Here is a 23,708-nt window from a genome sequence, read left to right as displayed (position 1 = left end):
TTCAGGCGCCGTAGCTGCGCATCGTCTGGCGGTTGGTCTTGACCGCACCGGCGGGATCGGCGGCGGCCGTTTCGGATTCCTCTTCGAGCACCAGCCAGCCATTGAAGCGCGGCGCCGTGTTTGCGATCTCGATGACCGCCGGGGTGTCGCAGACACCTTGGCCGAGCATCGCCCAGGTGCCCTTGGCGTCGACGTCCTTCAAATGGATATAGCGGATGCGGTCACGATAGGTGCGCAACGTATCGGCCATGTCCTTGTGGCCGCGCAATATGTGGCCGGTGTCCGGCACCCAGCCGACCAGATCGGGATCGAGCAAAGCAAAGATCCTGTCGTAGTCGGCGCGGTCGAACAGCAGCGTATTGTGGTGCGAACTCGGATGCACCGCCACCTGGACACCAGCCCTGCGGCCGAGCTCGCCGGCTCTGTTGTAAACCTCCGCGGCGATGGCGAACTTGTCGTCGCGCGGCCCGTCGGAGACCACGGTTGCCGACCCCATCGACACCAGCGCGCCGGGAAAGGCGGAAGCAAAATCGATCCAGCGCTGCGCCGCCTCGAGGTCGGCGCCGATCTCCTCCTTCAGCGTAAAGCCGCTGTTCGAGCCGAAGGCAAAGGAGACCAGCGTCAGGCCGGACGACTTCAGCGCGGCGGCGAACTCCGACGGTCGGTCAGCGTAGCGGCCGATCATCGTGCCGGTGATCTCGATGCCGGCATAGCCGCCATCGGCGATGGCCTTCAACAGATCGTCGGGGCCGCCGGCAAAACGGTCGCCGAGCATTTCCCACGTAAAGGTCTGGCAGCCGACTTTGAGGTCTTTCACGTTCATCATTTCAATCCTTGATACCGCTTATTACTTGATGCCGCGCTGCGTCGCCGTGGGAAGGACATCCTATTTGACCGAGCCCGCCGTCATGCCGGCGAGGAAGTACCTCTGGGCAACGAGGTAGATCAGCAAGAGCGGTAGCGAGCCGAGCACGCTCATCGCCATCATCTGGTTCCATTCGAAGGCGTGCTGCCCCATCAACAGCTGGATGCCGATCGGGACGGTCCGCATGGTCGTTGACTTCGTCAGCGTCAGCGCAAAGAGAAATTCGTTCCAGCACAACAGGAAGGTGTAGACCGACGTCGCCACGATGCCAGGCAGTGAAATCGGGACGATCACCCGCCAAAGCGCTGTCCAACTGGTGCCGCCATCGACAGCCACGGCTTCATCTAGATCGCGGGGCAAGGTGTTCAGATATCCCGTCATCAGCAGGATCGCGTACGGCAGTGTAAACACCAGGTACGTCAGGATCAGTGCGACATAGGTATCGAAGATACCGTATGAGACAACAAGCCCGAAGAAGGGGATCAAAAGTGTGATCGGCGGAATCGTCTGCGTGCTGATGATGAGTGTGTTCAGACTGCCCTTGCCGCGGAAGTTGAAGCGACTGAACCCATAGGCCGCCAGCAAGGCGATGAGCACCGTCAGCACGGTCACCGCTCCCGCTACGAAATAGCTGTTGAAGAAGAAGCGCAGCTTTACCGGGTCGCCGAGGATGGCTGCATATGCTTCCAGCGTGAAGGCCTTTGGCAGGATGGTTGGTGGCAGGGCAAAAATTTCGGTATTCGATTTAAACGAACTGCTCAGCATCCAGTAGATCGGGAATGCCGCGAAAAAGAGCCCCGCTACAAGTGCTACATGGAGCGAGACGGTGACCAGCCTGTCTTTTGGCGTATGCCTTTTCCTCATGGTGACTACCGAGCCTTTTGATAGCGGATATAGAACAGCGTCAGGCCGAGAGAGATCAACAAGATGACCACGGCGCTCGCCGAAGCCTGCGACAGGTTGTAACTCGAAAACGCCAGCTTGTACGTGTAGGTGCTGAGGACCTCGGTCGAGTAGATCGGGCCACCACCCGTCGTTATCCAGATTAACGGGAAGACCTGCATGGTCCAGATGAAGTCGAGCAGCGAGATGCTGATGATGATCGGCATCAGCTGCGGGATAGTGATGAAGATCAGCTTCTGGTAGGCTTTCGCCCCATCGATATCGGCGGCCTCGTAGAAATCCTTGGGAATGCCCTGCAAACCCGCGAGCAGGCTGACCATGAAGAGCGGATAGCCCGCCCAGATATTGGCGAAGGTGACGGCGTGCAGCGCGGTCTCAGGCGAGGAAAACCATTCGACCTTGGAACCGATGATGCCGATTTGCATGAGAATGCTATTCACGACACCGTTCGGGTCGAGCAGGAGGCGCCAGATCACGGCGATAATCACCGCGGTGAAAAGCCAGGGCAGTATGTAGAGCACGCGCAGAATATTGCGCAGCGTCGGATTGATGCGGTCGCTGTTCAGCATCAGCGCGAAGACCATGCCGATGGTCATGTGAAAAATGACACTCATGCATGTGAAGTAGAGCGTATGCCAAAGCGAAGCCCAGAACACCGGGTCGTCGAAGATCGCCTGGTAGTGTTTCAGTCCGGCAAAGGATGGGTCACGACGCAGCACCGCGCTGTTCTGGAACGAATAGGCAATCACCGTCACCATTGGCAGCAGCATCAGAAGCCCGATTATGAGCAGCGAGGGCGACAGATAGAGGTAGGGTGCGACCGCTCGTTTCAGCTTGTGGCGGGAGCGCTTTTGCCGGGTCATGTGCCAACCTTGGGATACGCCTTCAAGAGAAGGTAAGCTTCGGAAATAGGTCCATCTCAAATTGCCGATCCGTTATTGCCGGGTGGCCGAAATCAGGCCACCCGATCGAAGACAGCAGGCAGGCCGATCAGAATTTCGCCAACCAGCCCTTCTGAGCGGCGGCTGCGGCTTGTTCCGGAGACTGCTCGCCGGCGAGCATCTTCTGGGCTTGCACGTCGAACTGGGTCATCAGGTCCTCAGCGACCGGCAGGCCCGTGAACTCGTTGGCGAGATAACCGGTCTTGAAGATTTCAAAAGCCTTGCCGAAAGCCTTGTCCGAGGTCACGAAATCGGGCTTGGCGTTGACGTTGCCCGGGAAGGCGTTTGCAAGCGACACCAGCTTGGCGTTCACCTTTTCGCTCATCAGATATTGGACGAGTTTCCAGGCCTCTTCCTGATGTTTCGAAACAGCAGAGATGCCGATGCCCCAGGAGGCATAGGGAAGGCCGCGCTTGCCGGTATAGTTTTCCACGACCGGGACCGGGATGAGGTCGAAGTTCAGCTTGGGATTGCGCTTGCGGATGAGGTTTACATGCGCGAGCGAGTCGATCATCATCCCGACGCGGTCGTTGACGAATTCCTCGACCTTTTCCTGCTCGGTCTTGGTGGCGATGCCGGGCGAGATTGTGCCGGCGTCGTTGAGTGATTTGACGAAGGTGAGCATATCCACCACCGGTTTGCCCTCAAGGCCTGGCTTGCCGTTCGCCATCATCGACTGACCCGAAGCCCAAACCCACGACATCATGTCATTCTGGACGCCGGATGGCGTTTGCAGCGACAGGGGCAGCACCCAGCCATATTGGTTTTTGTCGGCGTGCGTCATCTTCTTGGCGGCGTCGAGAAACTCCGCACGGGTCGACGGCAGCTTGGTCACGCCTGCCTGGGCGGCGAGGTCCAAATTCACGAAGACCGGATAGACGAAGGAAGCCACGGGAAACATCACCGCCTTACCGTCCACCTTGATGATGTCGGCGACTTGGGCTTTGTCGAACTTGCTCGCATCCATCATCGGGTTCATGTCGGCGAGTGCGTTCTGCGCATTCAGATTGTTCACCCAGGCACCGTCGAGACCGACGACGTCGCTGAGCGTTCCAGTTGCAGCACCAACCGAGATCTGGTCTCGCGTGGTCGCGTAGGGGCCGCTGACCAGCGTCACCTTGATTCCGGGGTTTGCGGCCTCGAAGTCATCCATGATTGCCCTGAGCGAGCCAGCCGGCAATTCGGGCTCCCACCATTGGGTGAATTCCAGCGTCGTGTCCGCCGCCATGGCGCCGGTTGCGCCAAGCAACCATGCGGCCGCGGCTATTTTCAGCATCGCGGGTTTTATACGAAATGTCATTTTCTCCTCCTTCTTTAGGATCGACCGCACAATGCGGCCGATCGTCTGGTTATTCGAAAGCCTTCCTATGCAGGCGCCTCACCCTCGCCCGCGGGTCTCGTCGCGGATATTCAGATCGCCAGATGCGTCTCGGGATCGAAGAAATGCAGCTTGGCGTCATCCACGGCCAACCTGATTTCCGAGCCGGAGCGGACTGTGCTGACCGGTTCGAATTTCGCCACCGCATTCGACGCCAGGCCGAAATCCTGCACCGCGTCAGGGTCGCCGGAGTCCACCCGGACCGCGTCGATGTTGAGATGGACGATGTGTTCGGATCCGAGTTCTTCGATCGAGGTCACCTTTGCCGGTATCGTCTGATATTTGCGGCCGGATTCGAGGCTGCTGTCATAGAGATGCTCCGGTCGGATCCCGAACACGACCTTGCGCCCCATATATGATCTCAAACCCGGTCTGCGCAGGAAGGCCGCATCCTGCAGCCGGATGGTGAAGGTGCCGGCCATAAGCTCGTCGCCGGTCAGGGTCGCTTCGAAAAGGTTCATCGAAGGAGAGCCTATGAAGCCGGCGACGAAGGCGTTCACCGGTGATTCATAGAGCCTCTTGGGCGTATCGACCTGCTGCAGCACGCCACCTTTCAACACCGCGACCCTGTCCCCCATCGTCATGGCTTCGGTCTGGTCGTGGGTCACGTATATGGTGGTGACGCCGAGCTGCTTTTGAAGGCTGGTGATTTCGGCGCGCATTTGCACGCGCAGTTTCGCGTCCAGATTGGAAAGGGGTTCGTCCATCAGAAAGGCGGCCGGCTCGCGCACCATGGCGCGGCCCATGGCAACGCGTTGACGCTGTCCGCCGGAAAGGTTGGCAGGTTTGCTGTCCAGCAGCGACGTCAGTTGGAGGGTCTTGGCGATCTCGTCCACGCGCTTCTTGCGCTCGGCCTTCGGCTTGCCTGCCAGCCGCATCGAAAAGGCGATGTTTTCGAACACCGTCATATGCGGGTAAAGTGCATAGCTCTGGAAGACCATCGCAATGTCGCGATCCTTGGGGGGCATGTCGACGACGTCGGTACCGCCGATCCGAAGGCTGCCGCTTGTGATGTCCTCCAGTCCCGCGATCATTCGCAACGCGGTGGATTTGCCGCAGCCGGACGGCCCGACGAGAATCAAAAATTCTCCGTCCTCGACAGACAGGTTCAATTGGTCGATTGCACGAAAATTGTTCCCGTATGTCTTGCAGATATTCTCAAGAATGACTTCTGCCATGTTCCTCCCTCCACAAGTATAAGCCACTGATTGTTGTTATTCTCCTTGGCCCATTTCGCTCGTGAAATACTTCATCGGATAGTTGCAGACTATGTTCCGGTATCGAATTGCACATATTTCAGTTCGACTGCCGACGGCGCACTCGCCGACGCCAGCAGTTCCATGACCTGGTCATTCGTCGGAAGCGCCTCGCGCCCGCCACGCCCCGTTATCGAAAGGGCCGCCGCCGCGGCAGCGAATGCCACCCGGCCTGCGGTGCCGGCGCCGCGCGTCAATGCATGGGCATAGGCGCCGTGAAAGCAGTCACCGGCGCCGGTCGAGTCGACGACGGCGACCCGGTGCGGTGGCAGGTGCCAGAGCCGTGTCTCTTCACGCCCGCGATAGTACACGCCCCTGCCGCCATCGGTCAGAACCACGGCGGATCGCGACGGCGACCACAATGCATCGAGCATCTCTGCGGGCAATCGGCAGCCCGTAGCGGTCCGTGCAAAGCCGAGGGGAAGAATGAGGTGGTCGCAGAGCGCGATCAGCCTCTCGGTGGCTGGGCCGCCGCTCCATTCGATATCGCCGAGGATCGCAAGGCCGAGATCGCGAGCCCGAGCCACGACATCCATCGACCGGATCGCGTAACTGTCGACGATCAGGACGGTCGCTCGGCCGAGGACCTCGTCTGAGAAATCCGGCGTGGTGCCCAGCATCGCGTCGTCGTCATAGGCGATGAACCGCTCTCCGTCCGAGCCGACCGTGATGCGTGAGCGCACCGGGCGCGCGTCGGCGTGGCGCGGCGCGAATGCGGTTTCAACACCGCTCTCAATGAGATCGCACAGCACGGCGTCGTCCGCGGCATTGCCCAGCCATCCGACGAACCCGGCGCTTCCGCCGAGCCGTGCGACGGCGGCAAGGGCCGTCGCGACATTTCCCCCGAAAGCCCGGGCACATCGCCGAACCTTCCCCTTGCCTGCTGACAACGGTTGATCGACATAGACGATGTCGTCGATCGCAATAGCACCGAAGCCGAGGATTGAGGGGACGATGGGCATCGCTCAGGCCCCCGCTTTCGCCAAGGCGTCTTGCGCCGAAAGGCCGTCATGGATGACGCCCCGAAAGGCAAGCGCTGCCTTCTGAGGATCGCCATGCCCCCAGAGATTACGGCCCACCACGGCACCGCGCGCGCCGGCACGAATGGCGTCCGACGTCTGCTGAAGCGCGCCGAGCAGCGTATCGGTCTTCGGCCCACCCGCTATCACAACCGGTACCGGGCAGGTTCGCACGGTCTCTTGGAACGACTCGAAATCGCCCGTGTAGCCGATCTTGATCACGTCGACGCCGGACTCGTAGCCGATGCGCGCCGCATAGGCGATCTCGTCGGGGGTGAAGACGATTTTTGGCCCGTCGGTGAAATCGCGAGGGTAGATATGCGCCACCACCGGCATGCCATAGCGGGCCGCCGCATTCACCGAATCGGTTAGCCAGCGAATATATTTGCCCTCGGTCGCGCCGCGCACCGGAATGGCCACGGCCAACGCATCGGCGCCAGCGCGCACCGCATCCTCGGGCGTTGCAATCAGTTCACTGATGCGATCGTCAGGGGTAAAGCAGCCGGCCTGGATCACCAGGGAAGCCTTGCCGGCGTATTGCGGCCACAGATGGCGCGCGGTGCCAGGCTGGATGCTGACGTAGTCGGGTTTGCCCACCATGACGCGTGCAAGCGCGCTCGGCAGATCGGCAAGACCGCCTTTGCGCACGTCGCCATAGCCGACGAAGTGGTCGACCGCGCCGCCAAAAAGATTCCCCGATGGATGTGAGAAGAGGCGCGCCAGGCGCACCTTGGTTCCGAGGCTCATGATTCCAAAACTCTCCAATCGATTGATTTCAAAATCCAGGATGCAGTGTTTGCGAAAGAAAGAATAAATGCAATCTTTCGAAAGCTTTCGAATTCGCGTAATTTTGGTAGAGTGAACCGAGGCCAGGGCGATCGCTTGGCGCATGAAGGCAAGGACAGGGCAATGTTGTCGGAGCAGAGACGCCAATCGATCCTGGGTGAAGTGCAACGCAGCGGACAGGTTCGCATCAAGGACCTGTCAGACGATTTTGGCGTATCCGAAGTCACGGTGCGCTCCGACCTCGAGATACTGGACCGCAAGGGACTGCTGACCAAGACCCGTGGAGGGGCGGTGACCCGGACCACGGATTCGACCACGGCCGCGTTCGCCCGGCGGATGCAAACGAACCTCGACGCAAAGAAGCGCATCGCCCGGGCTGCGGTAGGGCTGTTCGAGGACAACCAATCGGTCATCTTCGACGGTGGCTCGACATTGATGCAGGTTGCCATGCTGCTACCGCCGCTCAGCAATGTCGTGGTCGCGGCCACGGCAATGAATATCGTGCAGCATCTGATGCATCGGCCCGGGCTCGACGTTCACATGATCGGTGGCCGGGTCTATCCAGACACGGTGAGCACGCTGATCACCGATGCCGACACGGCGCTCGGCGGCCTGGTGGCGCATCAGGTCTTTGTTGGAGCGCATGCGATTGACTCGTCACTGGATGTGGTCGACGTGAACGAAGACATGGCGCGAACGAAGCGAAACCTCGTGCGCATGGCCCGGCGCGTTGTCCTCCTTGCGGATTCGAGCAAATGGGGCGTCAGCGGGACCTCTAAGGCATTTTCGCTGTCGAGCGTCGACGTTGTGATCACTGACGATGGCCTGTCCGGCCCGATACGCAGCCAGCTTGATAGGATCGGGGCCACGGTGATCTACGCCTGACCCGATCGCGGTCCCTGGCAGCGACGGAAATATCCAATGCGCGCGTGCCCCACGGGATTCGCATCGGCGGTCGGCCGTTTTTTCATGTCTGTCATTTTCTCCTCCCAGGGCTGGCAGCCCTCCCGATGCTGCGCCAGCGTTTCCGCATGGTCTATAAAAATTTTACGCGCGTCAATATTTAAAATGTTGTATAGCGCTTTTCCGGTATGATCCATTGCCGGCGCAGCGGATCCAGCAGAGCATGACCCTATTGGGAGGACCGACCAGAAATGCAGGCAAGATCAAAGGCGAAGCTCGCAATTGGCGCCATCGGGTGTGGCAACATCTCGATGACCTACCTGCGCAATGCCGCCCTCTTCGGTGGAATCGAGCTGCGCGCCTGCGCCGACATCTCTGCCGACATGGCGGCGTTGCGGGCCAAGGAATATGGCATCCAGGCGCTTGGCGTCGATGCGCTGCTTTCCGACCCCGAGATCGATCTCGTCCTCAACCTGACCATTCCCGCCGCGCATTTCGACATTTCGTTGTCAGCCCTTTCGGCGGGAAAGCACGTCTTCACCGAAAAGCCGCTGGCGACGTCGGCCAGCGACGGCCGTCGTCTTGTGGAGGAGGCGGCCAAGCGCGGCGTGCTGCTCGGCTCGGCGCCTGATACCTTCCTCGGCGCCGCTGGACGCCGCGCGCGCCGTCTGATGGATGAGGGCGCAATCGGCCGCCCCGTCACCGGCACCGCCTTCATGATGGGGCGCGGCATGGAGCACTGGCATCCCAACCCGCAATTCTACTATCAGCCGGGTGGCGGCCCGGTCTTCGACATGGGGCCTTACTATCTGACCATGCTGGTCAATCTGCTCGGCCCGGTCGCGCGCGTCATGGCGATGGCGACACGCGGCCAGGAGGAACGTCTGATCACTGCCGAAGGGCCGTTCAAGAACACGACATTCAAGGTCGGGACGCCGACCAACGTGCTGTCCCTGCTCGAATTCCGCTCGGGCGCCACCGTTACGTTCGGCGCGTCATGGGACGTCTTCAAGCATTCCAACCATCCGATTGAACTGCATGGCACGGAGGGCTCGCTGCGCCTGCCCGATCCCGACACCTTTGGCGGCACCGTCTCGCTGTCCGAACGCGGCGCGGGGTGGAAGGATTTCGCCAGCGAAGGCGAGTTCTATGGTGCCCGCAACTGGCCGTATGTGGCGCCTGATCGTGCCAATTATCGCATGCTTGGCGTCGCCGATCTGGTGCGTTCGCTGAGGACAGGCGCGACGCCCCGCGCCTCCGGCAATCTGGCGCTGCACGTGCTGGAGATCATGGAGGCAATCCTGCATTCCGGCGAAACGAAAAGTTCCGTCGCCATCACCGGCGATGTCGTCCAGCCGGCGCTGTTGACCGAGGACGAGGCAAGCGGTTTGCTGGCCTAAGCGCGGCCATTATGGAGATGGCGATGACGCTCGACCCCGATGCCTTGCGCGCCCTTGAAATCGGCCGTGCGGCCGGCGGCAAGCCTTTCGAAAATGGCAGCGTGGCGGCGGCTCGGGCTGCCTATGAGGTTTCGTTCCCGACACAGCAGGGCGAACACGAGCCGGCGGCGGCGACCTTGCAACAAGAGATAGACGGGCCGAACGGCCCGGTCACGATCCGCATCCATCGCGGCATCGGCGCACCGCGGGCCGGGGCGCGCGCCGTGCTCTATCTGCATGGCGGGGGCTGGGTCGTCGGCAATCTCTCCTCGCATGACGAAATCTGCCGCTGGCTGGCCAATCTGGGCAACGCCGTCGTGGTCTGCCCCGATTACCGGCTGGCGCCGGAGCACAAGTTTCCCGCCGGGATCGAGGATTGCTCGGCAGCGCTCCGCTTCATCGCGGAGAACGCCGAAGGACTGGGCATCGACCTGGACCGCATCAGCGTCGCCGGCGACAGCGCCGGCGGCAACCTTGCCGCCGTTCTGGCGTTGCTCGCCCGTGACGGGCTGGTACCCCGGCTTGCCGCTCAGATCCTGATCTATCCCAACACCGATGCACGCCAGACGGCGGACAGCTACAGGCGTTTCTCAGACGGCTTCGGGCTCACAGCCGCCACCATGGCCTGGTTCCGCGACCACTATGTGCGGACGCCGGACGACATCACGGACTGGCGCGTCTCGCCGCTGCTGGCATCAAGCCTTGCCGGCGCGGCACCTGCATTCGTCGTGATCGCCGGCCATGACATTCTTGCCGATGAGGGCACGGCCTATGCCGAGCGTCTGCGGGTCGCAGGCGTGCCGCTGGTGCTGCGGCCCTGGCCGGGTCAAATCCACGGCTTCGTCTCGATGGGCCGCCATATACTGGCGGCGCGGCAAGCGGTGAGCGAGGCGGCGGCCTGGCTGCAATTACAAACGCGTGCTCAGGCCGACTGACGCATCACCAGCGTCGCGCCGAGCTTGACGTTGCGCGCCAGACCCTGGCCGGGTGCATCTGCCTCATCCAGCAAGGCCAGCAGGATCTCGACGCTGCGGCCGGCCATGGCGGCGAAATTCTGCGCCATGGTGGTCAGCGCCGGACAGGTGTAGCGGCTCAGCGGATGGTCGTCATGGGCGGCGACACGGAAATCGCAATCGGCCCGGCGGCCGATCTTCAGCCCGCGCGAGAAGGCCGCCGCCATGACGCCGAAAGCAAGACGGTCATTGGCGCACAGCAGCGTGCGCGCCGGCAAGCCGCCTGTCTCGATCGTCCTGTCCATCCATTCATGGCCGATGCGCTCAAAATCCCAGCTGTAGTCGCCCGCCGCCTTGAGCACGACGGGTTCCAGGCCGGCGGCCCTCATCGCGTCGATATAGCTCTGCAGGCGCTCGCCGGAATTGTGATTGACGTGCGGAATGTCGACATAGACCGGCGGTTCGCCGGACCGGCAGAGATAGTCGACGATGGTCGACGTGCTCTGGCGGTTGTCGTTGCCGACGAAAGGCGTGTCGCCCTCGATATAGGTGTCGAAATAGACGATCGGTATGTCCTCGCTCATCCGCTCGAAGACACCGGGCTCGGAAACCAACCCCAGCGGCGCGACGATGGCGCCGGCAACCTTCAGCGACATCAGCGTCCTGACCGATTCCGCCTCCAGTTTCGGTGAGCCGTGCGAGGAGATGACGATCGGCCAGAAACCTTCGTCGCGGCAGCGCAACTCAATGCGGCTGACCATTTCGGCATAGAACGGATCGGTGAGCGCCGGCACGACGATGCCGACATTGCGGGTGCGCTTGCGGTTGAGATTGCGCGCGAAAACGTTTGGCTGATAGTCCGAGGATCGCAGTGCCGCCTCGATGCGCGCCCGCGTCGCCGGCTTCACGCTGGCCGGATCGTCGAAATACTTCGACAGGGTCGGCCGCGACACGCCTGACGCCCTGGCGAAATCATCCATCGTGCGGTGGGTCTTCTTCGCCATCGATATGTCCAGCCCCTTTTGCCCGCTCCGCCAATCTTCCCGGCCAGAATCAGTCTTGCGGCCGTTGCCGCGAGGCAGCATTGCTTGACCGAATTTGTTCAGTCAAATTTCAGCGTTTCCAGTACAACGCAAAAGAGTTGCGCGCGTCAAATTATTTATTGACGCTCCAAAAGCTGCGACTTAGGTTTTGAACCCGCACGGACATGAAGAAAGGCGCTCGGCAACCGGCCGCCAACCATCCGGCAATGGTGAGGACATGAAGAAACTGGTTTGCGCCGGCGAGATCCTGGTCGAGATCATGGCCGAGCGGATCGGCCAGAGTTTCCTTGCCCCCGGCCCGCTGGTCGGCCCGTTTCCATCCGGCGCGCCGGCGATCTTCATCGATCAGGCGGCGCGGCTCGGCCAGCCGGCTGGCCTGATCGCGGCTGTTGGCGATGACGATTTCGGTCATTTGAACATCGAGCGCCTGCGCGCCGATGGGGCCGACATCTCGGCCATCAAGGTCCATCGTGGTGCCGCCACGGGCACGGCTTTCGTGACCTATGAAACCGATGGCAGCCGGCACTTCGTCTACAACATCAAGCACAGTGCGGCCGGCCTGATCGAGATCGGCGCCGAGGCGCGCGCGCTGCTCGCCGGTGCCGACCATTTTCACGTCATGGGCACCTCGCTGTTCTCGCCGGACGTGATCGAGGTCGCGCGAGCCGGGATCGAAGCGGTCAAGGCGCGCGGTGGCACGGTTTCCTTCGACCCCAACATCCGCAAGGAGATGCTCGATCTTCCAGGCCTGCGCGACGCACTGCATTTCGTGCTGTCGAAGACCGACGTTTTCCTGCCGAGCGGACCGGAACTGTTCATCTTCGCCAAGGCGACCGACGAAGAGAGCGCGGCGCGCGAAATGCTGGACCGCGGCATCTCCGTCGTGGTCGTCAAGAAAGGCGCGCAAGGCGCCGCTCATTACGACAAGACGGGACGCACCGCGTCACCTGGCTTTGTCGTCGAGGAAATCGACCCGACCGGCGCCGGCGACTGCTTTGCCGCGGCCTTCGTCTCCCTCTGGCTGCGCGGAGACGCATCCGAAAAAGCGCTGCGTATCGCCAATGGCTGCGGCGCGCTGGCGGTGACCAGGAAGGGACCAATGGAGGGCATCGCCTCGCTTGCCATGGTCGAGGCCTTCCTCGCGACCGCCAGGGCCGGAGCGCTGGCATGAGCCAGGCGACGGACAGGCTGGCGGCCATCGCGGCGCGCCGTGCGGCCGGCGAACGCTTCGGCATCGCCTCGATCTGCTCGGCCCATCCGCTGGTCATCGAAGCGGCGCTGCGCCATGGCAAGGCCCGCGATGCCGACGTGCTGATCGAGGCCACCTGCAACCAGGTGAACCATGAAGGCGGCTACACCGGCATGACGCCACCGGATTTCCGCCGCTTCGTCGAGACGATCGCCGGCAAGATCGGCTTTTCCCTCGACAGGCTGGTGCTCGGCGGCGACCATCTCGGCCCCAATCCGTGGAAGCACCTGCCGGCGCCCGAGGCGATGGCCAAGGCTTCGCGCATGGTCGACGCCTATGCCGAAGCCGGCTTCACCAAGATCCATCTCGATGCCAGCATGGGCTGCGCGGGCGAAGGCGCCGCACCGCCCGATGCGACCATCGCCGCGCGCGCCGCCAAACTGGCGGAGGTGGCGGAGGCCGCGACCGAACGAACGGGCGGCCCCAAGCCTGTCTATGTCATCGGCACCGAAGTGCCGGTGCCGGGCGGCGCCCTGGAAGCGATGGACCATCTGGCGGTGACGACGTCCGAGGCGGCACGAGAGACGGTGCGGATCCACCGCCATGCCTTCAGCCAGCGAGGCCTCGACCAGGCCTTTTCGAGGGCGCTCGGTATCGTCGTGCAGCCGGGTGTCGAATTCGGCAATGCCGAGGTGATCACCTATAGACCTGAACGCGCCCGTGCTTTGGCCGGCACGTTGCGGGATCTGCCGCAATTCGTCTTCGAGGCGCATTCGACCGACTACCAACCGGTCTCGGCTCTGACCGCGTTGGTCGATGACGGCTTCGCCATCCTTAAGGTCGGGCCGTGGCTGACCTTCGCGCTGCGCGAGGCATTTTATGGCCTGAGCCATATCGCCGACATTCTGGTTCCCGACCCGGCGCGCGAAGGCCTGCCGGCGGCGATGGAGCGCGTCATGCTGGCGGCGCCGGGCAATTGGAAGAATTACTATCAAGGATCTGAATCCGAACAGCGCATCGAACGCCATTTCTCCTACAGCGACCGCATCCGCTACTATTGGCCGGCGCCGGCAGCCCAGCAGGCCACCGACTCGCTGATGAAGGCGCTCGGCGACCGCGACATCCCCCTGCCCCTCATCAGCCAGTATCTCGGCCGCCTCGACGGCGCGGTGGCCAACGGGTCCGTGGCGCCAAAAGCCGGGGAGTTGCTGATCGCTGGCGTGACAGAGGTCCTCGACATCTATGCCAGCGCAACCGGCTGATCCGCCGGTCACGGCAGCAGGACCAGGATCGGAAGCGGGAGGCGCAGTGGCACCTCCCGATCCCCAATATCACTCGCCGCGCATCGTCGCCTGGAAGGTCGGCAGATGCTTCTTCTGCGCTTCCAGCATGCGTTCGCGGTAGACGCCGTAGATGACGTCGGTATCGTGCAGCGTCACGCCTGCGATCGTCGGCGAGGCGAAGACCGGCAGTTCGATGCCGCGCTTGGCGAGCTGCTCGGCGGTGCGCGCGATCAGTTCATGCGCCAAGATCATGGCGAGCACCGTCGACGAGCCCGACACAGGACGGCTCCAGCCTTCGACCGGCACGATGGCGTCCTCGATCGGCGAGCAGGTGTCGATGACGAGATCGGCGGCATCCGCCAGCCGCTTGCCGGAGGAGTGCGTCGCCGGCTTGTCGAGATTGTTCTTGCTGGTCACCGCGACGACGAAGATGCCGCGTTTTTTGGCATAGAGCGCGGTGTCGATGCCGGAGGAGTTGCGGCCGCTATGGCCGAAGATAATGATCGAATCGCCCTTGTTGAGCGGCTGGTGGTCGAGGAATTTCTCGGCGTATTTTTCCGTCCGCTCCAGCCACAAAAGCTCGCGCACGCCGCCGGCGCCGAGCACGTTGTGCCACATGACACGAGGGTCGGTCAGCGGGTTGAAGCCGACGTAGCTGCCATAGCGCGGGAACACCTCCTGCACCGGCAGCACCGAATGGCCCGAGCCGTAAAGATGGACCAGCCCGCCGCCTTCAAGCGAGTCGGCAAAGCGGCTGGCGGCCTGGCCGAAGGCCTCTTCATTGGCTTTCGCCGCCTGGTCGATAAGAGCAGTGAGACGGTGGATGTAGAGATCGGACACTTGGGTACTCCTGTTATGTGTCGGCTTGGAAAGGATCAGCTTCTGGGGGCTGACGGGACGCGGCCGGCGCGCAGCGTCGAACGGATCTCGTAGCGGTCGCCCCGCATGATCGAGACGGTGAATTCGAATGGGCCGCGCTCGTCGGTGGTAATACGCTCGACGACGAAAGCGGGGCTGCCGGCCGGGAGATCGAGCAGTTCGGCATCTGCCGCGCCGACGGCGCCGACGCGATAATTCTCCCGTGCGGCCACTGGCACTATGCCGTAATGGCGCTCCAGCGCCTCGTAGAGCGAGCCCTGCAGCAGGCCGGCGTCGAGGAAGCCCGGCACGCGCACAGCCGACAACTGCGCCGTCTGGATGCCGATCGGCTCATTGTTGCCCAGTCTCAGCCGCCGGATGCGCACCACCGGATCACCCTCCTCGATCTCCAGCGCGCCGGCTGCGGCTGCATTGGCGGTGGTGAGGCTGCAATCGAGCAGGCGCGAGCCGGCGACCACGCCCATATTGCCCATCTCCTGGGTGAAGCTGGTCAGCTCGCGGGTGCCGGCGACAAGCGTCGTCGAGCGCACGAAGGTGCCGCGGCCATGTTCGCGGCGCAGCAGTCCGGCCTCCTCAAGATTACGCAGAGCGTGGCGCAGTGTGATGCGGCTCACGCCGAACAGCGCGCACAACCTGTCTTCGGCCGGAATCTGGTCGCCCGTTGCCCATTCGCCGCTCTTGACGATGGCGCGGATCGCTTCCTCGACCTGATACCAGAGTGGCTCCGGCCTTCTGCGGTCCGGCTGCTGAAAGCTCGCTTCGCTCATCGCACCTGCCTCCACCCTTTCCCCACACGGCCGGCCAGCGCCGCGCCGAGAAGTCCCGCGTCCGGGCCGAACCGGCCGGCCTGAATCTCGATGCCGCGTAAATGCGAGGGCACCTGACGGTGCAGCGCGGCGAGCAGCGGCTGGCGCATCACGTCCAGCGCCTCGGCCAGCCCGCCTGAAATCAGCACCGCGTGCGGATCGAGCAGCGCCACCGCGCCGGCAAGCGCCGTGCCGATCTGGCGCGCCGGCACTTCAAGCAAGGTCTGCGCGGCCAGTTCGCCGGCGCGGGCAGCGGCGATCAGCTGCCGGCCGTCTGCAAGCCCGATCTGACCGGCAAGCGCATCGAGCGCCCGGCCGGATGCGACGCGCTCCAGCCAGCCGCTGCGCTCCGCGCCATGGTCGTTGATGTCGGCGCATGCCCAGCCGAACGAACAGGCGCCACCATGCGCGCCGGCAACGATGCGGCCATTGGCCAAGACAGCCGAACCGATGCCGGTGCCGATCGCCAGCAGGATCGCATCCGACAGGCCTTTCGCGCTGCCTTCGACGGCTTCCGCCAGCAGTGCGATCTGCGCGTCATTGCCGAGCGCGATGCGCAGGTCCGGAAACAGCGCCTGGAGGTCGACGCCGTCTAGGAATGGCAGGTTGGGAATCCAGCGGCAGGCCGAGCCCTCGACCAGCCCCGGCACGGCGATGCCAAGCGCCTCGACCGGGCCGGCTTCCGCGCACAGCGCGTTAGTGCGAGCGACAAGAGCATCGAGGCTTGCCGGCGCCGGCTCCCGGCTCAGCACCTTCAATGCGCCGATGTCGCCGGTCGAGATGGCGGCGCGCAGATTGGTGCCGCCGAGGTCGATGGCCAGAACCCGCATCATCGGCCCGACCCTTTGCCGAACCGTGGCGAGAACAGGCCGCTGCCGGCATTCCAGGAATGCGACGCCGCCGCGAAAGCCTGGGCATGGCGCGTGCCGCGCAGGCAGCCACGCAGCCGGTAGAGCGCGCTGTAATAGTCGACATAGGGAAAGCTGCTCAGGCCCCGCGCCAGCTCGTATTCCTTGACCGCCCCGGTCCAGTCCTCGAAGCCGTCGCTGACATCGACGAGATGCTCGGGGCGGAAACCGTCATCGTCCTCCCAGTTCTCGCCGAACAGCAGCAATTGCGGCGTGTGCGCGGCATGATCGCTGGCAATCGTCGGCAGGGCGGCGAAGAAGATGCCGGTTTGGGTGAGATGCGCGGCGGCGCGATGGTCCTTGTGCCAGCTGCCGTGCCAATGGGTGATGACGATCTCGGGCCTCAGCTCGCGAATGACGTCGCACACTTCCAGCGCCGTCTCGTCGTTGGACGCCAGGAAGGCATCGCGCAGTCCAAGACTGCGCGATGTAACGCCGAGCCGCGCGGCTGCCCTACCCGCTTCCTCTTCCTTCTGCGCGCAATAGTGCTGTGGGATGAGGCAGGGGTGACCCTGTTCGCCCATGGTCAGATGCAGGAAGGTTACCGCGGCCCCGCGCTTGACGGCGGCAGCCGCCAGCGGCCCGGCGATCACCTCGGCATCGAAGGCATGCGCGCCGATCACCAGGATGGAGTGCGCAGCGTAGATCCTGTCCTCGATCATTTCATGCCTCCCCCGGCGCCGACGCCCTCGCGAATCTGGCGCGCCAGCAGACAATACATGATCAGGATGGGCGCCATGGAGATCGCCAGCGAAGCGAACACCAGACCCCAATCGGTGCGGAACTGGCCGACGAAGACGCTGATGGCCAGCGGCACGGTCTTGTAGCGGTCGTCGAAGATGAAGATCAGCGGGAAGAAGAAATCGTTCCACACGGCGATCGCCGTGAAGATGGCGACGATCGACACCGCCGGCCTCACCATCGGCAGGATGATCTGAAACAGGATACGGACCTCGCCGGCGCCGTCCATGCGCGCCGCCTCGTCGAGCTCGGAGGGTAAGACGCGCATGAAATTGGCGAAGATGAAGACAGCGAAGGGAATGCGGATCGCCGAATAAACGAGGATCAACCCGGACGGCGAATCCAGAAGGCCGAGATTGCGCATCAGCGTGAACAGCTCGACCGAGGCCAATCTGATCGGCAGCATGATGCCGGATAGGAACAGGCCGAGCATGACAGCGTTCCAGCCGAGCCGATAGCGGCTCAGCGGATAGGCGGCCATCGCCGAGACGACGATGGTGAGCACCACCGCACCGCCGGTGACGATCAGGCTGTTGATGAAATTATGGCCGAGATCGGCGCGCGTCCAGGCGTTGACGAAATTGTCGAAAGCCCAGCTCCGCGGCAGGCCAAGCCGGTTGTCGTAGATCTCGGCCGTGGTCTTGAAGCAGGAGATGAGGAGAATGTAGAGCGGCAACAGCACGGCCGCCGTCCACACGGCGAGCACCGTCCAGCCGGGCAGTCGCGCCAGTTGCCGCGAGAGGACCGGTCCGCGTGAAATCGCCAGCGCGCTCATAGCTGCACCGTGCGGCGGTCGAAGAAGCGCAGCATCATCAGCGTGCCGAGGCTGAGGATCAGGAAAAGCATGGTGCCTAGGGCCAAAGCGAGACCGATATCGGTGATGCCGACAGCCCCCTCGGCGCCGAAGGCCAGCCTGTAGAAATAGGTCACCAGCGTGTCGGTCGAATAGCTCGGATTGCCCTGCACGCCTTGCATCACATAGACGATGTCGAACTGGTTGAAGGTGTTGATGAACGACAAGGTCGTCAGCGTGCCCAGCGCCGGCATCAGCAGCGGCAGCGCGATCGAAAACAGCATGCGCGCATTGCCGGCGCCGTCTAGCTTCGCCGCCTCGAAGATCTGGCCGGAGATTTGCCGCAGACCCGCCGTGTAGATTAGCACCGGCAGGCCCATCCAGTTCCACGCGTCGACGGCAATCAGCATGCCAAGCGCGCTGTGGCTGTTGCCGAGCACGGTAAGGCTGCCCTGGTGCAGGCCAAGCCCATTGAGTGCCCATTCGACGACGCCCCCCGGTGCCAACAGCAGCCGCCACAGGGCACCGACAATGACCGGGCTCAGCACCGCCGGGAAAAAGAACACCGACTGGAAGAAGGCGACACCCTTGTCGCGCAGGAAGAGCAGCCAGGCAAACAAAAGCCCGATGCCGTTCTGGAAGACCATGATGCCGAAGAACCAGGCGGTGTTGTGCCAGAGCGCGCCATAGAGCCGCGCGCCGCTGGGGAAAACAAACAGCCGCGAGAAATTCGACAGGCCGGCGAATTCGACCATGCGCAGCCCCTTCCAAATGAAGAAGCTGCCCCACAGCGACATCGCCAGGGGATAGAGGACGAAAAGGGCATAGACCGCCAGCGCCGGCAGGATGAACAGCATGGCCATGCGCTGCTGCGTGCGCTTCAAGCTACTTGTTCGGCGAAGGGCGGTCATGCGCTGTGCTGATCCGGACGAGAGGCCGGCCGGGACGCGGCCGGCCCGGCTCCTTACTGTTTTGGCTTGAACCAGGTGGCGACGGCGGCCTGCATGTCGGCCGCCAGTTTCTCCGGCGCGATGTTGCCTTCGACCATGTCGATGATCTCCGACTGCAGCACCGACGACGCCGTCGGCGACTGCCAGCGGAAGCCGACCAGGGTCAGATAAGGCGTCGAGTTCTTCGACATCGCCATCATCTCGGCCAGCACCGGATCCTTCACCGTGACATCGGCGCGGGCCGGCGGCCAGCCGAGTTCATCGGCGAACATCTGCGCGAACTCGGCGGAGGCCATGAAGCCCAGCACCTTGGTCGCGGCTTCCTTGTTGGCGCTTTCGGAGACCTGGCCGTAGGAGCCGTCGGAGAAGGCAGAGGTGTAGAGTTTTGCTCCGGCATCATCGGCCGGGAACGGGAAGATCGAGAATTTCAGCTTCGGGTTCTGCGCCTTGAAGCTGCCGTTCTCGAACGAGCCGCCCAGGAACATCGCCGCCTTGCCGCCAATGAACTGTTGGGTTGCGGTGGTGTAGTCGATGCCGGCGAAGCCATCGGGGAAATACGGTTTCAAATCGGCGAAGCGCTTCAGCGCCGCGACATAGCGCGAATCCTCGAAGGTCGCCTTGCCGGTCATCATCTCGTCGTAGAAGCCCGGGCCGTAGACGGTCGGGCCGATGACGCCGACGCCAATCTCCAGCTCCCAGGCCGAGCCGTTGGCACCGCCGGTGGCGATCGGCGTGATGCCTGCTGCCTTCAGCTTCTCGCAAGCGGCGACGAAATCCTTGTAGGTCTTGGGGATCTCGATGCCCTGGGCTGCGAAAATATCCTGGTTGTAGAAGACGCCCATCATCGGCACCGAATAGGGCACGCCATAGAGCTTGCCGTCGGTGCGACCGCGCGCGCCGCCCAGCGCGGCGGCCGCCATGTTCTTCAATTCGGGGACACTGTCGTCGAGAGCGTCGAGATAGCCGGCGTCGACGAAGGGCTGCAATTCGCCATAGGCCTTGAGCTGGGCGATATCAGGCCCACGGCCGCCGCGCAGTGCCGTGCTCAGCCGGTTCTGGTAATCGGCATCCGGCGTGAACTGGATGTCGACCTTGATGCCGGGGTTCTTGGCCTCGAAGGCGTCGAAGATACGACGCATCGCGGCCTCGTCCTCGGTGCGCCAGCTCCACAGCGTCACCGTGCTGTCGGCCCTCGCCGGCAGGGCGATGAAGACGCCGGCGCAGGCGGCGGCAAGGCCGCCGATCAGGCCAAGGGCGGCGCGCCGGTGAAGTGAAAGCATGCTCATTGGCAGTCTCCCATTAGTTTTCTGTCCTTGGCGTCCCGCAGTGCTTCGATGCCGCGAGAGAGTCATTTGCTCGACCAAGTCATTATAACGACATAGCAGCATTCGCAAGAGGTCTGACGCACCCCCGGAATGGCTCCAACAGGGAGCAACTGGCGGTTAAATGCCATCAATATATTGCTTCTAAATGATAAAATCGTCGTACCCGGTATGGCTGAGAAATCTGAAACCGTTCAATACGAAGCTTTTTCGCCAACAGGCTCTTGCGCCATCGCCTGAACTTGTCATAACGTCATCGTGATCGATAGGGAGGATGAGGAATGTCGTTTGCCTGGACTTCGAAACTGGTGCTGGCCGCGGGCCTGGCCATCCTGCCCGCCACCGCCTGGTCGCAATCGGTCAACATCTCCTATTTGACGCACTGGTCGCCGGAGACGGTCGCGCTGCTGGAAGCGGCGGCCAAGGACTATGCGAAGGCCAATCCGGATGTGAGCGTCACAGTGCGTGCCGTTCCCTTCGGCGATCTCCTGACCACGCTGCGCTCGCAAGGCGGCGGCGCGGACGGGCCGACGATCGGAGGCATCTACGATCTGTGGCTGCCGGAACTCGCCCGCGACAAGCTGGTCGCGCCCGCCCCTGATCCTGTGGCCAGCGAGGTCAAGGCCTCGTGGCCAGCGGGCATCACCAGCGCCGCCTCAGTCGGCGGCAAGCTCTACGGCATTCCCAACGAGATCGACGTCTATGCGCTGAACTACAACAAGGCGCTGTTCAAGCAGGCCGGCATCGCCGCCCCGCCCAAGACCTGGGACGAATTCAAGGATGCGGCCAGGAAACTGACCAACAAGCAGACCGGGCAGCAGGGTTTCGGCATGATCAATAGCTGGGCCGCAGGGGTCGTCCATCCCTTCGCCTCGTTGCTCGTTTCCAATGGCGGCGATCTGGTCAAGGACGGCAAGCCGGCGCTGGACAGCCCGCAGGCTGCGCAGACCTTCCAGCTCTATGAGGACCTGATCAAGTCGGGCGCAAGCGTGCCGGCCATGGCGACGGCGGACGCCAACACCACGGGTCCGTTCCTCGACAATTTCGTCTCCGGCAAGACCGGCATGATCATCATGGCCAATTGGTGGGAAAGCGCGCTGAAGACCGGCATGGGCGATAAATTCGCGAACATCGCCACGGCACCCGTCCCGGTCGGTCCGAGCGGCGACAAGCCACATTCAATCTCCTATTCCTGGATGACCGTGGTCAACGCCAATGCGGGGGCTGCCGAGCAAAAGGCAGCTTGGGAATTCCTCGCCTGGCTCAACAATCCGAAGTCCGGCAAGAACGGCGCCTCGGCCATGTCGGATATCTTGATGTCGATGGGCATCCTGCCCTCGCGCCTGTCCGATATCGACGCACACAAGGACAAGCTCGGCTCGGAATTCCTCTCCGGCTATGTCAGCGTGCTTACCGATGCCAAACCGTTCCCGGTCGTGCCGGGCGGACAGGAATTCTCGGAATCCCTGCAGCAGACGCTCGAGGCGTTGCAGTATGGCCAGGTCTCGGCCAAGGATGCGCAGGCGACGGCGCAGGCCGACGCCACCTTGATCCTGGAGCGCGCCGCCAAATAATGATCCAGAGGTACCGTGCCTCGGCGGGCATCATGCTCGCGCCCGCCGTGACGCTGATCGGCATCTTCATCCTGTTGCCGATGCTGCTCACCGTCTGGCTGTCCTTCCAGGACTGGTCGACGCAGACGCCGTTTTCCAGCGCCAGCTTCGTCGGCCTCGACAATTTCCGCGAGATCTTTGGGGCCTCGTCGGTCGGGCGTGACTTCATAGGCGCACTCACCAATACCGCCATCTACACCGCGCTGTCCGTCATCCTCATCCTGCCGCTGTCGGTGGTCTTCGGCCTGATGGTCTACCAGCATGACGTCGCCGGCGGCACGGGGCTGCGCACGGTGCTCTTCTCCACCTACATGGTGCCGATGATCGCGGTGGCGCTGGTCTGGTCGAAGCTTTATTCGCCGAGCGAAGGACCGCTCAACCAGATGCTCGGCCTGGTCGGCATCGGCCCGCAGCCCTTTCTGTCATCGCCGCGCTCGGCGCTGGTCTCGATCGTCTTCCTCAATGTCTGGCAGCAGGTCGGCTACTTCACCGTGCTGGCAATCGCCGGCCTCACACAGATCCCGGGCAGCCTTTACGAGGCGGCGAAGCTCGACGGCGTCAACCGCTTCGAGCAGTTCCGCTTCATCACACTGCCGCTGATGCGGCGCACGCTTTTGTTCAGCGCCGTCATCGCCATCATCAATGCCGTGCAGGTGTTCGAGCCGGTGGCGCTGATCACGCAAGGTGGACCGGTCGGCTCGACCAATGTGCTCACCTACCATATCCGCCGCGTCGGCATCGAACGCGCGCAAGGCGGGCTGGGTTCGGCCATGGCCGTCATGCTGATGCTGTCGCTGATCGTCGTGGTCTGCGCGCTGTTTGCTCTCGCCAACCGGAAGGATCAGGAATGAGCCGGGGATCGTCGAGCCGGCTGCCGCGCAAGCGCCCGTCCGGCCGCAAGGCGCTGCTGGCGACGCTGATGCTGCTGGTCGCCGTCGCCTCGGCCTTCCCACTGGTATGGATGGTGCTGTCGAGCCTGAAAACCCCGGCCGAGAGCATGCAGGTGCCGCCGGTGTGGATACCGCACACACCGAGCCTTGATGCCTATGAGAAGGTTTCCGGCGTGGTCAATGTCGGCCGCTCGATGTGGAATTCCCTGGTCATCGCCTCGATCACCACCGCCGGCATCCTGATCACCAGCATGATGGCCGGCTATGCGTTCGCCAAATACCACTTTCCCGCCAAATCGCTGCTGTTTTCGCTGCTGATCGCCACCATGTTCCTGCCGCCGATCGTGACGTTGATCCCGCTCTATCGCCTCGTCGGTTCGATCGGCCTCAATGCCAGCCTGGCGGGCATCATCGTGCCCAACCTCGCCAATGCCTTCGGCATCTTCCTGATGCGCCAGTTCATCGCAGGCGTGCCCGAGGACCTTATCGATGCGGCGCGCATGGACGGCGCCTCGGAGTTGCTGATCCTGTTCAAGATCGTGGCGCCCAGCGTCGCGCCGGCGATCGCAGCCCTGGCTTTGTTCGCCTTCGTCTACCACTGGAACAGCTATCTCTGGCCGCTGACCGTACTGCAAGGCAATGCCGACGCCTACCCAATCGTGATCAGCCTCAGCCGCCTGCTCAGCTATAACAGGGGCGCGGTCAACACCGGGCTGGTGATGGCTGGCGCGACGCTCGCCGTGCTGCCGCCGCTCATCCTGTTCGTCCTGCTGCAGCGCTTCTTCGTCGATTCCATCGTCGGCTCGGCAATCAAGGGATAAAGCAGTTCCAGGAAAAGTGTGGAGCGG

The 23,708-nt window shown here is 63.0% G+C and carries 23 protein-coding genes; 8 read left to right on the top strand and 15 right to left on the bottom strand.

Going from position 1 to position 23,708, the window contains the following annotated elements; genetic code table 11:
* Nucleotide 1 precedes the first annotated feature (1 nt).
* From ACWGS8_RS16105 to ACWGS8_RS16075, 7 genes are all read right to left on the bottom strand, one after another.
* Nucleotides 2–823 carry a sugar phosphate isomerase/epimerase family protein gene (locus tag ACWGS8_RS16105; protein ID WP_454581855.1) on the bottom strand — a complete coding sequence of 274 codons (822 nt, stop codon included), beginning with the start codon at nucleotides 821–823 and terminating at the stop codon, nucleotides 2–4.
* A gap of 63 nt (nucleotides 824–886) precedes the next feature.
* Nucleotides 887–1,729 carry a carbohydrate ABC transporter permease gene (locus tag ACWGS8_RS16100; protein ID WP_454581854.1) on the bottom strand — a complete coding sequence of 281 codons (843 nt, stop codon included), beginning with the start codon at nucleotides 1,727–1,729 and terminating at the stop codon, nucleotides 887–889.
* A gap of 5 nt (nucleotides 1,730–1,734) precedes the next feature.
* Nucleotides 1,735–2,631, bottom strand: a complete 897-nt coding sequence (locus ACWGS8_RS16095; RefSeq protein WP_454581853.1) for a carbohydrate ABC transporter permease — start codon at nucleotides 2,629–2,631, stop codon at nucleotides 1,735–1,737.
* A gap of 127 nt (nucleotides 2,632–2,758) precedes the next feature.
* Nucleotides 2,759–4,009 (bottom strand): ABC transporter substrate-binding protein, encoded by a 1,251-nt coding sequence (locus ACWGS8_RS16090; RefSeq protein WP_454581852.1) that lies wholly within the window; start codon nucleotides 4,007–4,009, stop codon nucleotides 2,759–2,761.
* A 110-nt stretch (nucleotides 4,010–4,119) separates the two neighbouring features.
* Entirely contained in the window at nucleotides 4,120–5,265 is a 1,146-nt protein-coding gene (locus ACWGS8_RS16085) for an ABC transporter ATP-binding protein (RefSeq protein ID WP_454581851.1), read from the bottom strand.
* 89 nt (nucleotides 5,266–5,354) lie between these two features.
* Nucleotides 5,355–6,305, bottom strand: coding sequence for a PfkB family carbohydrate kinase (locus ACWGS8_RS16080; protein WP_454581850.1), 951 nt, complete (start codon nucleotides 6,303–6,305; stop codon nucleotides 5,355–5,357).
* A 3-nt stretch (nucleotides 6,306–6,308) separates the two neighbouring features.
* Complete coding sequence (locus ACWGS8_RS16075) at nucleotides 6,309–7,109, bottom strand: aldolase (protein WP_454582203.1); 801 nt, start codon at nucleotides 7,107–7,109, stop codon at nucleotides 6,309–6,311.
* Between the two features lie 162 nt (nucleotides 7,110–7,271).
* Here ACWGS8_RS16075 and ACWGS8_RS16070 point away from each other — a divergent pair, with 162 nt between their 5' ends.
* From ACWGS8_RS16070 to ACWGS8_RS16060, 3 genes are all read left to right on the top strand, one after another.
* Nucleotides 7,272–8,033: a DeoR/GlpR family DNA-binding transcription regulator gene (locus ACWGS8_RS16070; RefSeq protein WP_454582202.1), complete on the top strand. Its 762-nt coding sequence runs from the start codon at nucleotides 7,272–7,274 to the stop codon at nucleotides 8,031–8,033.
* Between the two features lie 269 nt (nucleotides 8,034–8,302).
* Complete coding sequence (locus ACWGS8_RS16065) at nucleotides 8,303–9,451, top strand: Gfo/Idh/MocA family protein (RefSeq protein ID WP_454581849.1); 1,149 nt, start codon at nucleotides 8,303–8,305, stop codon at nucleotides 9,449–9,451.
* Between the two features lie 23 nt (nucleotides 9,452–9,474).
* On the top strand, nucleotides 9,475–10,425 hold the full coding sequence (locus ACWGS8_RS16060) for an alpha/beta hydrolase (protein ID WP_454581848.1): 951 nt from the start codon (nucleotides 9,475–9,477) through the stop codon (nucleotides 10,423–10,425).
* Here the strand turns inward: ACWGS8_RS16060 and ACWGS8_RS16055 are convergent.
* A complete protein-coding gene (locus ACWGS8_RS16055) occupies nucleotides 10,413–11,447 on the bottom strand; it encodes a LacI family DNA-binding transcriptional regulator (RefSeq protein WP_454581847.1) in 1,035 nt (344 codons plus the stop codon). The genes ACWGS8_RS16060 and ACWGS8_RS16055 overlap by 13 nt on opposite strands.
* Nucleotides 11,448–11,703: 256 nt before the next feature.
* Here ACWGS8_RS16055 and ACWGS8_RS16050 point away from each other — a divergent pair, with 256 nt between their 5' ends.
* Both ACWGS8_RS16050 and ACWGS8_RS16045 read left to right on the top strand, forming a co-directional pair.
* On the top strand, nucleotides 11,704–12,657 hold the full coding sequence (locus ACWGS8_RS16050; protein ID WP_454581846.1) for a sugar kinase: 954 nt from the start codon (nucleotides 11,704–11,706) through the stop codon (nucleotides 12,655–12,657).
* Nucleotides 12,654–13,937 (top strand): D-tagatose-bisphosphate aldolase, class II, non-catalytic subunit, encoded by a 1,284-nt coding sequence (locus ACWGS8_RS16045; protein ID WP_454581845.1) that lies wholly within the window; start codon nucleotides 12,654–12,656, stop codon nucleotides 13,935–13,937. Before ACWGS8_RS16050 ends, ACWGS8_RS16045 begins: the two co-directional genes overlap by 4 nt.
* Before the next feature lie 69 nt (nucleotides 13,938–14,006).
* On the opposite strand, the gene ACWGS8_RS16040 is transcribed toward ACWGS8_RS16045, so the two are convergent.
* The 7 genes from ACWGS8_RS16040 to ACWGS8_RS16010 form a co-directional block, all read right to left on the bottom strand.
* Entirely contained in the window at nucleotides 14,007–14,798 is a 792-nt protein-coding gene (locus ACWGS8_RS16040; RefSeq protein ID WP_019856774.1) for a sugar isomerase domain-containing protein, read from the bottom strand.
* A gap of 35 nt (nucleotides 14,799–14,833) precedes the next feature.
* Nucleotides 14,834–15,604 carry a GntR family transcriptional regulator gene (locus ACWGS8_RS16035; RefSeq protein WP_454581844.1) on the bottom strand — a complete coding sequence of 257 codons (771 nt, stop codon included), beginning with the start codon at nucleotides 15,602–15,604 and terminating at the stop codon, nucleotides 14,834–14,836.
* On the bottom strand, nucleotides 15,601–16,476 hold the full coding sequence (locus tag ACWGS8_RS16030) for an ROK family protein (protein ID WP_454581843.1): 876 nt from the start codon (nucleotides 16,474–16,476) through the stop codon (nucleotides 15,601–15,603). The genes ACWGS8_RS16035 and ACWGS8_RS16030 overlap by 4 nt, the downstream gene beginning before the upstream one ends.
* Nucleotides 16,473–17,213, bottom strand: a complete 741-nt coding sequence (locus tag ACWGS8_RS16025) for a PIG-L deacetylase family protein (RefSeq protein ID WP_454581842.1) — start codon at nucleotides 17,211–17,213, stop codon at nucleotides 16,473–16,475. The genes ACWGS8_RS16030 and ACWGS8_RS16025 overlap by 4 nt, the downstream gene beginning before the upstream one ends.
* Complete coding sequence (locus ACWGS8_RS16020) at nucleotides 17,210–18,067, bottom strand: carbohydrate ABC transporter permease (RefSeq protein ID WP_454581841.1); 858 nt, start codon at nucleotides 18,065–18,067, stop codon at nucleotides 17,210–17,212. The genes ACWGS8_RS16025 and ACWGS8_RS16020 overlap by 4 nt, the downstream gene beginning before the upstream one ends.
* Nucleotides 18,064–18,969, bottom strand: coding sequence for a carbohydrate ABC transporter permease (locus ACWGS8_RS16015; protein WP_454581840.1), 906 nt, complete (start codon nucleotides 18,967–18,969; stop codon nucleotides 18,064–18,066). The genes ACWGS8_RS16020 and ACWGS8_RS16015 overlap by 4 nt, the downstream gene beginning before the upstream one ends.
* A gap of 80 nt (nucleotides 18,970–19,049) precedes the next feature.
* Nucleotides 19,050–20,321 carry an extracellular solute-binding protein gene (locus ACWGS8_RS16010; RefSeq protein WP_454581839.1) on the bottom strand — a complete coding sequence of 424 codons (1,272 nt, stop codon included), beginning with the start codon at nucleotides 20,319–20,321 and terminating at the stop codon, nucleotides 19,050–19,052.
* Between the two features lie 317 nt (nucleotides 20,322–20,638).
* Between ACWGS8_RS16010 and ACWGS8_RS16005 the strand changes: the two genes are divergently transcribed.
* Genes ACWGS8_RS16005 through ACWGS8_RS15995 form a run of 3 tightly spaced genes read left to right on the top strand, consistent with a single transcriptional unit; the run spans nucleotide 20,639 to nucleotide 23,681 of the window.
* Nucleotides 20,639–21,931, top strand: coding sequence for an ABC transporter substrate-binding protein (locus tag ACWGS8_RS16005; protein WP_454581838.1), 1,293 nt, complete (start codon nucleotides 20,639–20,641; stop codon nucleotides 21,929–21,931).
* Entirely contained in the window at nucleotides 21,931–22,821 is an 891-nt protein-coding gene (locus ACWGS8_RS16000; protein WP_454581837.1) for a carbohydrate ABC transporter permease, read from the top strand. Before ACWGS8_RS16005 ends, ACWGS8_RS16000 begins: the two co-directional genes overlap by 1 nt.
* The gene (locus ACWGS8_RS15995) at nucleotides 22,818–23,681 is read left to right on the top strand and encodes a carbohydrate ABC transporter permease (RefSeq protein WP_454581836.1); all 864 of its coding nucleotides are present in this window, start codon (nucleotides 22,818–22,820) and stop codon (nucleotides 23,679–23,681) included. The genes ACWGS8_RS16000 and ACWGS8_RS15995 overlap by 4 nt, the downstream gene beginning before the upstream one ends.
* Nucleotides 23,682–23,708: the final 27 nt, after the last annotated feature.

The sequence above is a fragment of the Mesorhizobium sp. 43Arga genome, assembly GCF_053714255.1.
Note: the sequence above shows the minus strand (reverse complement) of the source record. Positions and strands in the feature narration are given on the sequence as shown.